Below are 14,103 nucleotides of genomic sequence, written 5' to 3'. Positions count from 1 at the left end.
CTAACCGTAAGGAAGTGGATGCCGGGCGAATTCGCATGTCCACGATGCATCGGATCTTTCTCCGGTGCGCAGCGCGTGCGACACACCCGGCCGCGGGGTAGTGCGGCCGGACATAACTGCAGTACGAAGACTTGAGAACCGCCGACAAACGCATAACACGAACACAGAAAGCCGGTAGATGCCAACGATTCAGCAGCTGGTCCGCAAGGGTCGCCGCGACAAGATCGCCAAGGTCAAGACCGCGGCCCTGAAGGGCAGCCCGCAGCGCCGTGGCGTATGCACTCGCGTGTACACGACCACCCCGAAGAAGCCGAACTCGGCCCTTCGGAAGGTCGCGCGCGTGAAGCTGACGAGCCAGGTCGAGGTCACCGCCTACATCCCGGGTGAGGGCCACAACCTGCAGGAGCACTCGATGGTGCTGGTGCGTGGTGGCCGAGTCAAGGACCTGCCAGGCGTGCGGTACAAGATCATCCGCGGTTCGCTCGACACCCAGGGGGTCAAGAACCGCAAGCAGGCCCGCAGCCGTTACGGCGCGAAGAAGGAGAAGAGCTGATGCCGCGCAAGGGGCCCGCGCCGAAGCGTCCGTTGGTCAACGACCCTGTCTACGGGTCGCAGCTGGTCACCCAGCTGGTGAACAAAGTTCTCCTGCAGGGGAAGAAATCGCTGGCCGAACGCATTGTTTATGGTGCGCTCGAGAACGCCCGCGACAAGACGGGCACCGATCCGGTGATCACGCTCAAGCGCGCTCTCGACAACGTCAAGCCCGCGCTGGAGGTGCGCAGCCGCCGCGTCGGCGGTGCGACCTACCAGGTGCCGGTCGAGGTCCGTCCGGACCGGTCCACCACGCTGGCGCTGCGCTGGCTGGTGAGCTTCTCGCGGCAGCGCCGGGAGAAGACGATGGTCGAGCGGCTGGCGAACGAGATCCTGGACGCCAGCAACGGCCTGGGGGCCTCCGTCAAGAGGCGCGAGGACACCCACAAGATGGCCGAGGCAAACCGCGCCTTCGCGCACTATCGCTGGTGATCACGCCGGCATAGTCGCCGGCGCGCACACGACAGCAACCAAGCAATCGAAAGAGTGGGAAGACTTCTGTGGCACAGAAGGACGTGCTGACCGACCTGACCAAGGTCCGCAACATCGGCATCATGGCGCACATCGACGCCGGCAAGACGACGACGACCGAGCGCATCCTCTACTACACCGGTATCAGCTACAAGATCGGTGAGGTCCACGATGGCGCCGCCACCATGGACTGGATGGAGCAGGAGCAGGAGCGGGGAATCACCATCACCTCCGCGGCCACCACCTGCTTCTGGAACGACAACCAGATCAACATCATCGACACCCCCGGGCACGTCGACTTCACCGTCGAGGTGGAGCGCAGCCTGCGCGTGCTCGACGGTGCCGTCGCCGTCTTCGACGGCAAGGAGGGCGTCGAGCCGCAGTCCGAGCAGGTGTGGCGCCAGGCCGACAAGTACGACGTCCCGCGGATCTGCTTCGTCAACAAGATGGACAAGATCGGCGCCGACTTCTACTTCTCGGTGCGCACGATGGAAGAGCGCCTGGGCGCCAACGTCATCCCGATCCAGCTGCCGGTCGGCTCCGAAGGCGACTTCGAGGGCGTCGTCGACCTGGTCGAGATGAAGGCCAAGGTGTGGAGCGCCGAGGCCAAGCTCGGCGAGAAGTACGACGTCGTCGACATCCCCGCCGACCTGCAGGAGAAGGCCGACGAGTACCGCACCAAGCTGCTGGAGGCCGTCGCCGAGACCGACGAGGCGCTGCTGGAGAAGTACCTGGGCGGCGAGGAGCTCACCGTCGAGGAGATCAAGGGCGCCATCCGCAAGCTGACCATCAGCTCGGAGGCCTACCCGGTGCTGTGCGGCAGCGCGTTCAAGAACAAGGGCGTGCAGCCCATGCTGGACGCGGTCATCGACTACCTGCCCTCGCCGCTGGACGTGCCGCCGGCCGTCGGCCACGCCCCGGGCAAGGAGGACGTCGAGGTCATCCGCAAGCCGTCGACCGACGAGCCGTTCTCCGCGCTGGCCTTCAAGGTCGCGACGCACCCGTTCTTCGGCAAGCTCACCTACGTCCGGGTGTACTCGGGCAAGGTCGACTCCGGCAGCCAGGTCATCAACTCCACGAAGGGCAAGAAGGAGCGGCTGGGCAAGCTGTTCCAGATGCACTCCAACAAGGAGAACCCGGTGGAGACCGCCTCGGCGGGTCACATCTACGCGGTGATCGGCCTGAAGGACACCACCACCGGCGACACCCTGAGCGACCCGAACGACCAGGTCGTGCTGGAGTCGATGACCTTCCCCGACCCGGTCATCGAGGTGGCCATCGAGCCCAAGACGAAGAGCGACCAGGAGAAGCTGTCGCTGTCGATCCAGAAGCTCGCCGAGGAGGACCCGACGTTCAAGGTGCACCTGGACCAGGAGACCGGCCAGACCGTGATCGGCGGGATGGGCGAGCTGCACCTGGACATCCTGGTGGACCGCATGCGCCGGGAGTTCAAGGTCGAGGCCAACGTCGGTAAGCCGCAGGTGGCTTACAAGGAGACCATCAAGCGGGCCGCGAACAACGTCGAGTTCACCCACAAGAAGCAGACGGGTGGCTCCGGCCAGTTCGCGAAGGTGATCATCAACCTCGAGCCGTTCGCGGGCGAGGACGGTGCGACCTACGAGTTCGAGAACAAGGTCACCGGTGGGCGCATCCCCCGGGAGTACATCCCGTCGGTGGACGCCGGTGCGCAGGACGCCATGCAATACGGTGTGCTGGCCGGCTACCCGCTGGTGAATCTGAAGGTCACGCTGCTCGATGGCGCCTTCCACGAGGTGGACTCGTCGGAGATGGCGTTCAAGATCGCCGGTTCGCAGGTGCTGAAGAAGGCTGCGCAGCAAGCCCAGCCGGTGATCCTGGAACCGATCATGGCCGTCGAGGTCACCACGCCCGAGGACTACATGGGCGACGTGATCGGCGACTTGAACTCCCGCCGTGGCCAGATCCAGGCCATGGAGGAGCGGAGCGGTGCACGCGTCGTCAAGGCGCACGTGCCGCTGTCGGAGATGTTCGGCTACGTCGGCGACCTGAGGTCCAAGACCCAAGGCCGGGCGAACTACTCCATGGTGTTCGACTCGTACGCCGAAGTGCCGGCGAACGTGTCGAAGGAGATCATCGCGAAGGCGACGGGTCAGTAAACCTGCACGCGGAGTAATCTTGCCGGGTCATTGCAAAGCCTTGGGCGCGGCACAACTGAAAACACCAACACTGCTTTAACGAGCACCAACAGTCCAGGAGGACAACGAAGTGGCGAAGGCGAAGTTCGAGCGGACGAAGCCGCACGTCAACATTGGGACCATCGGTCACGTTGACCACGGCAAGACGACGCTGACCGCGGCTATCACCAAGGTTCTGCACGACAAGTACCCGGACCTGAACGAGTCCCGCGCGTTCGACCAGATCGACAACGCTCCCGAGGAGCGTCAGCGCGGTATCACGATCAACATCTCCCACGTGGAGTACCAGACCGACAAGCGGCACTATGCCCACGTCGACGCCCCGGGTCACGCCGACTACATCAAGAACATGATCACCGGTGCGGCCCAGATGGACGGCGCGATCCTGGTGGTTGCCGCCACTGACGGCCCGATGCCGCAGACCCGTGAGCACGTGCTGCTCGCGCGTCAGGTCGGGGTGCCCTACATCCTGGTCGCCCTCAACAAGGCCGACATGGTCGACGACGAGGAGCTGCTGGAGCTCGTCGAAATGGAGGTCCGCGAGCTGCTGGCCGCCCAGGAGTTCGACGAGGACGCCCCGGTGGTTCGGGTCTCGGCGCTGAAGGCGCTCGAGGGCGACGCCAAGTGGGTCGAGTCGGTCGAGCAGCTGATGGAGGCCGTCGACGAGTCGATCCCGGACCCGGTCCGTGAGACCGAGAAGCCGTTCCTGATGCCGGTGGAGGACGTGTTCACCATCACCGGTCGTGGCACCGTGGTCACCGGTCGTGTCGAGCGCGGCGTGATCAACGTGAACGAGGAAGTCGAGATCGTCGGTATCAAGCCGACCAGCACCAAGACCACCGTCACCGGTGTGGAGATGTTCCGCAAGCTGCTTGACCAGGGACAGGCCGGCGACAACGTCGGGCTGCTGCTGCGTGGTATCAAGCGCGAGGACGTCGAGCGCGGTCAGGTCGTCGTGAAGCCCGGCACCACCACGCCGCACACCGAGTTCGAGGGCAGCGTCTACATCCTGTCCAAGGACGAGGGCGGCCGGCACACGCCGTTCTTCAACAACTACCGTCCGCAGTTCTACTTCCGCACCACCGACGTGACCGGCGTGGTGACGCTGCCGGAGGGCACCGAAATGGTGATGCCCGGCGACAACACCAACATCTCGGTCAAGCTGATCCAGCCCGTCGCCATGGACGACGGTCTGCGGTTCGCGATCCGCGAGGGTGGCCGCACCGTCGGCGCCGGCCGGGTCGTCAAGATCATCAAGTAGGTCCAGTTCGCCGTAGAGCCCGGGCTGCCGATTTCGGCGGTCCGGGCTTTACGCGTTTTACCGGGCCGGCTGTTGACGATTCCGCTACGATTCCGGGACAAGGGAGTCGGGGGAGAAAGGGCCGGGAGGTTCGGATGTCCTTCGTATTCGCGACGCCCGAGTACGTCGCCGCCGCGGCGTCGGATCTAGCCAGGATCGGCTGGACGATCACTTCGGCGAACTCGATGGCGCTGGGACCGACGTCGAGCGTGCTGGCACCGGGTGCCGACGAGGTGTCGGCCGGGATCGCGTCGCTGTTCGACGCGCATTCCCAGGTCTACCAGGCGCTCAGCGCTCAAGCCGCGGCGTTTCACAACCAGTTCGTGCAGCTGATGAACGGCGGCGCGGCGCAGTACCTCGCCACCGAGGCCGCCAACACCACGCCCCTGCAGTCGGCGGCGGCCCCCGCGTCGGTCGCGGCGCAGCTGCCCGCGGCGTCGGCCGCGGGTGGTTCGGCGCCGGGCGTACCGGCCGCACCCCTGATGTCGGCGGTCGCGCCGGCCTCGGCGATCGCCGGCGCGCAGGCACCGGTCAGTCAAACGGCAGCCGCGGTTACCACCGGGCCTGCGGCGGTGGCGGCCCCGGCCACCACATCGGCGACGCCGGTGCGGATGGTGACTCCCGCCTACGGCCCGGCCACCGCACAGCCCGCGGCTAGTGCGCCGGCGCCGGTCAATCCGCTCGCCTCGACCCCGGCGCAGGTGGAGACGCCGCAGGCGGCCGCGGCCCCGGCGATGCCGGTATCGACCGGCACGCCGGTGAAGATGGTGTCGGCTCATTCGCCCACCGCTCCGACGTCGGCGGAGTCTTCGGCGCGCCCGGCGCCGACGCTCATACCCAAGGTGGACTGACGCCCGTCCGGTTTGCGTGTATGGCGCGCGCCGCGACAGCGCGAGAGCTAACCTGACACCCAAAATCCCAGCAAGGGTAAGGAGAACTCGTGTTGGCGCGCTACCTGAAGGCACAGTTGGTGGTTTTGCTGTGCGGCGGCCTGGTCGGCCCGATTTTCTTGATCGTCTACTTCACCCTCGGGCTCGGCAGCCTGCTGCAATGGATGTTCTACGTCGGACTGCTCATCACCGTGGCCGACGTGCTGATCGCGCTCGCGTTGGCCAACTACGGGGCGAAGTCCTCGGCCAAGAACGCGGAGCTGGAACAGAACGGGGTGCTGGCGCTCGCTCAGATCACCGGTGTCACCGAGACGGGGACGTGGATCAACAACCAGCAGGTGGTCAAGGTGCACCTGCACATCTCCGGGCCAGGGGTCCTGCCGTTCGACAGCGAGGACCGGGTGATCGCGAGCGTGACCCGGCTCGGCAACCTCAGCGCCCGCAAAGTGGTGGTGCTGGTCAACCCCACCACCAACGAATACCGAATCGACTGGGAGCGAAGCGCGTTGGTCAACGGCCTGGTGCCGGCGCAATTCACCGTGGCCGAGGACAACAGGACCTACGACCTGAGCGGGCAGGCCGGCCCGTTGATGGAGATCCTGCAGATCCTCAAGGCCAACGACGTTCCGCTCAACCGGATGGTCGACATCCGGTCGAATCCGGCGCTGCGCCAGCAGGTTCAGGCGGTGGTGCGCCGCGCCGCCGAACAACAGGCGCCCGCCGCGCAGGCCGCCCAGCCTGCCGCCGCCGCGGGGCCGGCACCGGTGGTGACGCCCCCGCAACCGTCGATCGCTCAGCGGCTCCAGGAGCTCGAGACGTTACGCGCCAGCGGCGCGCTGACCGACGAGGAGTACAACAGCCGGCGGGCCCAGATCATCTCCGAAATCTGATCGGCGGGCGACTTAGAACAGGTTTCAGTTCCGCTGCTAGCCTGACTCCGTGACTGGATCACTGCAGGGGCGGGTGGCTTTCATTACCGGCGCCGCCCGCGCCCAGGGCCGTTCGCACGCGGTGCGGCTGGCCCGGGAGGGCGCCGACATCATCGCGCTCGACATCTGCGCCCCGGCGTCGAAGAGCCTGACCTACCCGCCCGCGACGCCGGAGGACCTCGCCGAGACCGTCCGCCTGGTGGAAGCCGAGGGCCGCAAGGTGTTGGCCCGCGAAGCCGACATCCGGGACGACGCCGCACTGCGCCAACTGGTGGCCGACGGCGTCGAACAATTCGGGCGGCTCGACATCGTGGTGGCCAACGCGGGAGTCCTGAGTTGGGGCCGGCTTTGGGAGCTGACCGACGAGCAGTGGGACACGGTGATCGGGGTCAACCTGACCGGCACCTGGCGCACGCTGCGCGCCACCGTGCCCGCCATGATCGAAGCCGGCAACGGGGGTTCGATCGTGGTGGTCAGCTCGTCGGCGGGGCTGAAAGCCACTCCGGGCAACGGGCATTACTCGGCCAGCAAGCACGGACTCACCGCGCTGACCAACACCCTCGCCATCGAGCTCGGCGAATACAACATCCGGGTCAACTCCATCCACCCCTACTCGGTCGACACCCCGATGATCGAGCCGGAGGCGATGATGGAGATATTTGCCCGCCATCCCAGCTTCGTGCACAGCTTCCCCCCGATGCCGTTGCAGCCCAACGGCTTCATGGCACCCGACGAGGTGGCCGATGTCGTGGCCTGGCTCGCCGGCGACGGGGCGGGTACGGTGACCGGCACGCAGGTCCCCGTGGACAAGGGCGCCTTGAAGTATTGACCGGCGATCGTGGTATGAACTCCACGTGACCGCTAGCAAAGGAATAGTGATCGTCGGTGGCGGTCTGGCCGCCGCCCGGACCGCCGAGCAGCTCCGGCGATCCGAGTATGCCGGCCGCGTCACGATCGTCAGCGACGAGGTGCACGTGCCCTACGATCGCCCGCCGTTGTCAAAAGAGGTGCTGCGCAAAGAGGTCGACGACGTGGCCCTCAAACCGCGCGAGTGGTACGACGAGAACGACATCACCCTGCGGCTGGGTGCGGCCGCCACCAGCCTGGACACCGCGGCGCAGACGGTGACGCTGGCCGACGGGTCCGTGATCGGCTACGACGAACTGGTCATCGCGACCGGCCTGGTGCCGCGGCGCATCCCGACGCTGCCGGATCTCGAGGGCATCAGGGTGCTGCGCACGTTCGACGAGAGCATGGCGCTGCGTGAGCACGCGTCCGCGTGCCAGCGCGCCGTCATCGTCGGCGCCGGCTTCATCGGCTGTGAGGTGGCGGCCAGCCTACGGAGCCTCGGGGTGGACGTCGTGTTGGTTGAGCCGCAGCCGACGCCCCTGGCATCCGTGCTCGGCGAGCGGATCGGCGAGCTCGTCGCGCGCCTGCACCGCGCGGAGGGGGTCGACGTGCGCCTCGGTGTCGGAGTGGCCGAAGTGCGCGGCGACGAGCGGGTGGACACGGTGGTGCTGACCGACGGTACCGAGCTCGCCGCGGACCTGGTGGTCATCGGCATCGGATCCCGCCCCGCCACGGGCTGGCTCGAGGGCAGCGGCATCGCGGTCGACAACGGCGTGCTCTGCGACGAGGCCGGACGGACCAGCGCACCGAACGTGTGGGCGCTCGGTGACGTCGCCTCCTGGCGCGACGCGACGGGACATCAAGCGCGCGTGGAACATTGGAGCAACGTCGCCGACCAGACCCGCGTGGTGGTGCCCGCGATGCTGGGACGGGACGTGTCGTCGGCGGTGGTCGTCCCGTACTTCTGGAGCGACCAGTACGACGTCAAGATCCAGTGCCTCGGAGAGCCCGAGGCCACCGACTCCGTCCACCTCGTCGAAGACGACGGCCGCAAGTTCCTGGCGTATTACGAGCGCGACGGCGTGCTGGTCGGGGTGGTGGGCGGCGGGATGCCCGGCAAGGTCATGAAGGTGCGCGCCAAGATCGCCGCCGGTGCGCCCATCTCGGACGTGCTGGGCTGACTTCGGCGGGTAAAGGCGTTGGGCTACAGCCGTTTTCGCCCGTCCGGCGGCTCACAGCCAGCGCACCGGCGGGCCATGCGGATGGCATTCGCCGAGAATCTCGAGGTCGCCGCCCGGCCAGCGGCGCGCCCGCACCAAGAACCGGATCGGTGAGTCGGGCCGGTCACGCGCCGGCTCCAGGGTGAGGTGGACGAACGGCGACCGTTCATCCGCCTGCTCGCCCAGCGCGCGAACGCGCGCGCGGACGGTCTCCCGCTCGTCGTCGGACAGGTATTGCCAGGTGATGGAATGCCACAGCACCGTCAGCGCGCCCGCGGCCAGCGTCAGGCCGGCGACCGCGTCGGCGGCCGTCTGGCGCTCCAGCCCGGCCGGCACCCGCCTGGCGACCTCGATGGCGCCGCGCAGCCGCTCGAGCCGGGCGCTCTGATCGGGCCACACGTAGCTCAACACGGTGAGCTCCCCGTCGGCCCCGGTGACGTCGATGGGTGCGATGTCATAGCCGCGCCGCTCGACGATCCGCACCCGGCCGTGCGGCAGCGCGCCGCGCCACGCGTCCTCGATAATCACCGGCGAATCACCCGGTCCCCACTGGCCGCCGGCGAAGCGGTAACCGTAATGATCCCCGCGCAGGTTCAGCCCCGCGCTTGATCCGATCTCGAAAAGCCTTATCGGCAGGTCGAATTCACGGTTGACGCCTAACAGGCCACCGATCAGCGCGGCGGACCGGCCGACCTCGTTGGTCTGGGGCGGTTGCCGCAACGCCGCCCGCAGCGCCTCGGAGTGGGTGGCCGCGACGTCCTTGATCTCCGGCCACGACGACTCGGCGTCCCAGCTGCCGCCGGTGCTGGGGTACCAGCGGCGCAGGTGCGCCGCCCGGCCGTCGAGCACCAATCGGTGCAGGCCGCCGAGCAGTCGCAGCGGCACCGCAAGGCGCGACGGGGCGTCCTCGTGCCCGGACAAGATGGCGGCGAAGACGCCGTCGGCGGCGACGTCGCTGGCCACCAGCTCGAAAAGCTCCCCATACATCGGTGAGCCCGAGCCGGCACAGAACCGCCCCTGCGCGCGCAGGGTGTGCAGCAGGTGGTCGCCGGTCACCGATCCAGCCTGTCCAGTCCGGCGCCGACAACGTCAAACGCGTTGCCCAGCGCGGTCGGGAGTGGAACGGACTCGTCACCCAGCCAGTGCTCGTAGGCCGACAGCGCCACCGCGAGCATGGTCCAGGCGGCGGTTTGGGGCGCCAGGTCGGTCGTCTTGCGGTCCGACCGGCGGGCCACGAAATCGGCGATCACCTCCCGCCAGCCCGCGTACATCGTCATCGAATAGGCCTGCAGTTCGGCCGTCTGCAGGATCACCCGCATGCGCTGGCGGTGCCGTGCGGTCTCGGACTCGTCAAAGGTGTTGAACGCCAACAGCGCATCGCGCAGGGCCTGGCCCAGCGGCACCCGCGGATCGACGTTGTCGAGCAAGTCGCGCAGGTGCGCGAGGTGGGTGTCGAAGTCGCCCCAGGGGATGGCGTTCTTGGATGCGTAGTAGCGAAACAGCGTCCGCCGCGAGATGCCCGCGGCCTGCGCGACGTCGTCGACACTGACCTCGGCGAAGCCGCGGGCGCTGAACAGTTCGATGGCCACGTCGGTGATCTGGTGCGGAGTCGTCGAGCGGCGACGGCCCACCCGTGGCTGCGGCACCATGACACCCCGCCCTTCCATTTCGGCACTCGATGCCATATTCTGACGAAGCTTGTGACTCGATCCCCATCGTTGTCAAGAACCGACGAAAGGCAATGACCCGTGGACCACGAAACCGAGACCGAAACCCAGCTCGTCGCCGAGATCCTGGTCGAAGAGGTGTCCATCGACGGCATGTGCGGGGTCTACTGACCCGCGTGTTCGACCCCGACCGCGGCTGGCGGTTGCACCCACAGGTGGCGGTCCGCCCCGAACCGTTCGGGGCGCTGCTCTACCACTTCGGCACCCGCAAGCTGTCCTTTCTCAAGAACCGCACCATTCTGACGGTGGTGCGGTCGCTGGCCGACCATCCCGATGTGCACTCCGCCTGCCGAGCGGCGGGTGTGGACGACTCGGGTGAGGCGCCGTACTTGCACGCGCTGGGCGTGTTGGCCGATTCGAAGATGTTGGTACCTCAGGAGGTTCCATGACCGCCGGACTGGCCAGAGTGCCGCGGCTCATCGAGCAGTTCGAGAGCGGGCTGGATGCGCCCATCTGCCTGACGTGGGAGCTGACGTACGCCTGCAACTTGGCGTGCGTGCACTGCCTCTCGTCCTCGGGTAAACGGGACCCGCGGGAGCTGTCCACCCGGCAATGCATGGACATCATCGACGAGCTCGAACGCATGCAGGTGTTCTACGTCAACATCGGCGGCGGGGAGCCCACCGTGCGCCCGGACTTCTGGGAGCTGGTCGACTACGCCACCGCGCACCACGTCGGGGTGAAGTTCTCCACCAACGGGGTCCGCATCACCGAAGAGGTCGCCGCCCGGCTGGCGGCCAGCGACTACGTGGATGTCCAGATCTCGCTCGACGGGGCCACCGCGGAGGTCAACGACGCGGTCCGGGGCCCGGGATCCTTCGACATGGCCGTGCGCGCGCTGGAGAACCTCGCGGACGCCGGCTTCGCCGACGCGAAGATCTCCGTCGTGGTCACTCGGCACAACGTCGACCAGCTCGACGAATTCGCCGCGCTGGCAAGCCGTTACGGCGCCACCCTGCGGATCACCCGGCTGCGTCCCTCGGGCCGGGGCGCGGACGTCTGGGAGGACCTGCACCCCACCGCCGAGCAGCAGGTGCAGCTGTATGACTGGCTGGTGGCCAAGGGGGAGCGGGTGCTCACCGGCGACTCCTTCTTCCATCTGTCGCCGCTGGGCTCCTCGGGCGCGCTGGCCGGCCTGAACATGTGCGGCGCCGGCCGGGTGGTGTGCCTGATCGACCCGGTGGGCGACGTGTATGCGTGCCCGTTCGCCATCCACGACCGCTTCCTGGCCGGAAACGTGTTGACCGACGGGGGATTCGACAACGTCTGGAAGAACGCACCGCTGTTCCGTGAGCTCCGCGAACCGCAGTCCGCGGGCGCCTGCGGCAGCTGCGATCACTACGACGCCTGCCGGGGCGGCTGCATGGCGGCCAAGTTCTTCACCGGCCTGCCGATGGACGGGCCGGATCCCGAATGCGTCCAGGGCCACAGCGCGTCGGCGCTGGCCCGCCGGCGCGAGACGCCGCGCCCCCGCGCCGACCATTCCCGGAAGTCCGGCGGCCCCGTACTCCTGAAACTGTCCCGGCCACCCGCGCGGCTGTGCAACGAAAGCCCCGTGTGATCATGGCCGGCCAATGGTTCGAAACCGTCGCCATCGCGCAGCAGCGCGCGAAGCGGCGGCTGCCGAAATCCGTTTACTCGGCGCTGCTTGCGGGCAGCGAAAAGGGCGTCACCGTCTCCGATAACGTCGCGGCGTTCGGTGAACTCGGATTCGCCCCGCACGTGGTGGGTGCGCAGGAAAAGCGCGACCTATCGACTACCGTGATGGGACAAGATATTTCGATGCCGGTGCTGATTTCGCCAACCGGTGTCCAGGCGGTCGATCCGGACGGTGAGGTCGCGGTCGCGCGGGCCGCGGCGGCGCGGGGGACGGCGATGGGCCTGTCCTCCTTCGCCAGCAAACCGATCGAGGAGGTCATCGGCGCCAACCCCAAGATCTTCTTCCAGGTGTACTGGCTGGGCGGGCGTGACGCGATCGCCGAGCGGGTGGAACGGGCGCGCCAGGCCGGGGCGGTCGGTTTGATCGTCACCACCGACTGGTCGTTCTCGCACGGGCGCGACTGGGGTAGCCCCCAGATCCCCGAAGCGATGAACCTGCGGACCGTCCTGCGGCAGTCTCCGGAAGCGGTCTTCAAGCCCCGCTGGCTGTGGAAATACGGCAAGACGCTGCGCCCGCCGGACTTGCGGGTGCCCAACCAGGGGCGTCGCGGTGAGCCCGGCCCGCCCTTCTTTGCCGCCTACGGCGAGTGGATGGGTACGCCGCCCCCGACGTGGGAAGACATCGCCTGGCTACGCGAGCTGTGGGGCGGCCCCTTCATGCTCAAGGGCGTGATGCGTGTCGATGACGCGAAAAGGGCTGTGGATGCCGGGGTTTCGGCGATTTCGGTGTCGAACCACGGAGGTAACAACCTCGACGGCACGCCGGCCTCCATCCGCGCCCTGCCAGCGGTGGCCGCCGCGGTCGGCGATCAGGTCGAGGTGCTGCTCGACGGGGGCATCCGCCGCGGCAGCGACGTCGTGAAGGCCGTGGCGCTCGGGGCGCGCGCGGTGATGATCGGCCGCGCCTACCTGTGGGGCCTCGCCGCCGCCGGCCAGGCGGGCGTGGAGAACGTGCTCGACATCCTGCATGGGGGGATCGACTCGGCGCTGATGGGTCTGGGCCACGCCAGCGTCCACGACCTCGGCCCGGACGACATCCTGGTGCCGCCCGGCTTCACCCGGGCGCTGGGTGTCCCGTCCGCCGGGCGCGCCTGATCAGCTAATCACCGATATCCCGGGCAAATTTGTCCAGAATGCTCGCCGGCCTTGAAACGGTGGTACACGCGGGGTATCCGTGACGAACGAGCACAAATATCGAACCCCTGATGAACCGGTCAGAAAAAAATAGTTTTCAACAGACAACAATTGGTGCACGCCAGGTGAATTCGTCCTACCATCACCGAGTGCCCGTACTCGGCGAATTGGCGATGGCGACGTCAAGCCAGCTATCGGGTAGCTCGCCGTCGATATTGATCCCGCTGGGGTCGACCGAACAGCACGGTCCGCACCTGCCATTGGACACCGACACCCGGATCGCCACCGCGGTCGCCCGCGGGGCCCGGGCCGGTCTCGAAGCGCGCCTCGGGCCCGTGTGGTTGCTGGCGCCGGCCATCGCCTACGGGGCCAGCGGCGAGCACCAGAGTTTCGCCGGAACGATATCCATCGGCACCGAAGCCCTGACGACCCTGCTGGTGGAGTACGGCCGGTCGGCCGCCAGCTGGGCCAACCGCCTGGTCTTCATCAACGGCCATGGCGGCAACGTCGCGGCGCTGACCGCGGCGGTGGCCCGGCTGCGGGCCGAGGGCCGCGACGCCGGCTGGTGCCCTTGCGTGGCCGGCGGCGGCGATGCTCACGCCGGGCACACCGAAACCTCGCTGTTGCTGCACATCTCGCCGGGTGACGTGCTGACCGACCGGTGGCTCACCGGCAACCGGGCACCGCTGCCGGAATTACTCCCGTCCATGCGGCGCGGGGGAGTCGCGGCGGTCAGCCCCGTGGGCGTGCTGGGGGACCCGACCACCGCGACCGCCGCCGAGGGCAAGCGCATCCTCGCCGAGATGGTCGACGGTGCTGTCCGGCGAGTGACCCGGTGGTCGCCCGGGCCCGACGGGATGCTGACATGACGGCGGCCCGGCTACCGGATGGCTTCGCCGTCCAGGTCGATCGTCGGGTGCGGGTGCTCGGCGATGGCTCGGCGCTGCTCGGTGGCTCGCCGACCCGGCTGCTGAAGCTGGCGCCGGCCGCGCAGGACATGCTGTGCGACGGACGGCTGAAGGTCCGCGACGACGTCAGCGCCCAGCTGGCCCGCACCCTGCTGGACGCCACGGTGGCACATCCGCGGCCGGCGGGTGGCCCGTCGCACCACGACGTCACCGTGGTAATTCCGGTGCGGGACAACCTTTCCGGCGTGCGG

15 protein-coding genes and 1 pseudogene are annotated in these 14,103 nt (G+C 67.9%); 14 read left to right on the top strand and 2 right to left on the bottom strand.

Translation table 11 applies throughout. From position 1 onward, the window contains the following. Nucleotides 1–178: 178 nt before the first annotated feature. From rpsL to A5711_RS06730, 8 genes are all read left to right on the top strand, one after another. On the top strand, nt 179–553 hold the full coding sequence (gene rpsL, locus A5711_RS06765; RefSeq protein WP_007167812.1) for a 30S ribosomal protein S12: 375 nt from the start codon (nt 179–181) through the stop codon (nt 551–553). Next, nucleotides 553–1,023, top strand: a complete 471-nt coding sequence (rpsG, locus tag A5711_RS06760; RefSeq protein WP_007167813.1) for a 30S ribosomal protein S7 — start codon at nt 553–555, stop codon at nt 1,021–1,023. The genes rpsL and rpsG overlap by 1 nt, the downstream gene beginning before the upstream one ends. 68 nt (nt 1,024–1,091) lie before the next feature. Next, complete coding sequence (gene fusA, locus A5711_RS06755; protein WP_082953480.1) at nt 1,092–3,197, top strand: elongation factor G; 2,106 nt, start codon at nt 1,092–1,094, stop codon at nt 3,195–3,197. Nucleotides 3,198–3,306: 109 nt separating this feature from the next. Beyond that, nucleotides 3,307–4,497 carry an elongation factor Tu gene (tuf, locus tag A5711_RS06750; RefSeq protein ID WP_066951944.1) on the top strand — a complete coding sequence of 397 codons (1,191 nt, stop codon included), beginning with the start codon at nt 3,307–3,309 and terminating at the stop codon, nt 4,495–4,497. Nucleotides 4,498–4,631: 134 nt separating this feature from the next. Continuing rightward, nucleotides 4,632–5,387, top strand: a complete 756-nt coding sequence (locus A5711_RS26100) for a PE family protein (protein ID WP_082953479.1) — start codon at nt 4,632–4,634, stop codon at nt 5,385–5,387. A gap of 89 nt (nt 5,388–5,476) precedes the next feature. Further along, entirely contained in the window at nt 5,477–6,316 is an 840-nt protein-coding gene (locus A5711_RS06740) for an SHOCT domain-containing protein (protein WP_067944845.1), read from the top strand. Between the two features lie 49 nt (nt 6,317–6,365). Further along, the gene (locus tag A5711_RS06735) at nt 6,366–7,184 is read left to right on the top strand and encodes a mycofactocin-coupled SDR family oxidoreductase (RefSeq protein ID WP_082953478.1); all 819 of its coding nucleotides are present in this window, start codon (nt 6,366–6,368) and stop codon (nt 7,182–7,184) included. A gap of 25 nt (nt 7,185–7,209) precedes the next feature. Continuing rightward, the gene (locus A5711_RS06730; RefSeq protein WP_067944843.1) at nt 7,210–8,385 is read left to right on the top strand and encodes an NAD(P)/FAD-dependent oxidoreductase; all 1,176 of its coding nucleotides are present in this window, start codon (nt 7,210–7,212) and stop codon (nt 8,383–8,385) included. A 51-nt stretch (nt 8,386–8,436) separates the two neighbouring features. On the opposite strand, the gene A5711_RS06725 is transcribed toward A5711_RS06730, so the two are convergent. Together A5711_RS06725 and mftR are read right to left on the bottom strand one after the other, a co-directional pair. Beyond that, nucleotides 8,437–9,480, bottom strand: a complete 1,044-nt coding sequence (locus tag A5711_RS06725; protein WP_067944842.1) for a DUF2332 domain-containing protein — start codon at nt 9,478–9,480, stop codon at nt 8,437–8,439. Further along, entirely contained in the window at nt 9,477–10,073 is a 597-nt protein-coding gene (gene mftR / locus A5711_RS06720) for a mycofactocin system transcriptional regulator (protein ID WP_197520752.1), read from the bottom strand. Before mftR ends, A5711_RS06725 begins: the two co-directional genes overlap by 4 nt. A 99-nt stretch (nt 10,074–10,172) precedes the next feature. On the opposite strand from mftR, the gene mftA reads away from it, so the two are divergent. The 6 genes and pseudogenes from mftA to A5711_RS06690 form a co-directional block, all read left to right on the top strand. Beyond that, nucleotides 10,173–10,262: a mycofactocin precursor MftA gene (gene mftA, locus A5711_RS26765; RefSeq protein WP_067944841.1), complete on the top strand. Its 90-nt coding sequence runs from the start codon at nt 10,173–10,175 to the stop codon at nt 10,260–10,262. A gap of 5 nt (nt 10,263–10,267) precedes the next feature. Beyond that, entirely contained in the window at nt 10,268–10,540 is a 273-nt protein-coding gene (gene mftB, locus A5711_RS06710) for a mycofactocin biosynthesis chaperone MftB (RefSeq protein ID WP_231588695.1), read from the top strand. Continuing rightward, entirely contained in the window at nt 10,537–11,712 is a 1,176-nt protein-coding gene (mftC, locus tag A5711_RS06705) for a mycofactocin radical SAM maturase (protein ID WP_067944839.1), read from the top strand. Before mftB ends, mftC begins: the two co-directional genes overlap by 4 nt. Before the next feature lie 2 nt (nt 11,713–11,714). Further along, nucleotides 11,715–12,905, top strand: coding sequence for a pre-mycofactocin synthase MftD (mftD, locus tag A5711_RS06700; RefSeq protein WP_067944838.1), 1,191 nt, complete (start codon nt 11,715–11,717; stop codon nt 12,903–12,905). Between the two features lie 164 nt (nt 12,906–13,069). Further along, complete coding sequence (gene mftE / locus A5711_RS06695; RefSeq protein ID WP_067944837.1) at nt 13,070–13,813, top strand: mycofactocin biosynthesis peptidyl-dipeptidase MftE; 744 nt, start codon at nt 13,070–13,072, stop codon at nt 13,811–13,813. Beyond that, a pseudogene (locus A5711_RS06690) lies at nt 13,810–14,103 on the top strand (mycofactocin system glycosyltransferase); the annotation flags it as partial. The gene mftE and the pseudogene A5711_RS06690, both read left to right, overlap by 4 nt.

It is taken from the genome of Mycobacterium sp. E2238, from assembly GCF_001672665.1.
Classification (GTDB): Bacteria; Actinomycetota; Actinomycetes; order Mycobacteriales; family Mycobacteriaceae; genus Mycobacterium.
The sequence above is the reverse complement of the archived record's forward strand: the minus strand, read 5'-3'. Positions and strand labels throughout refer to the sequence as shown.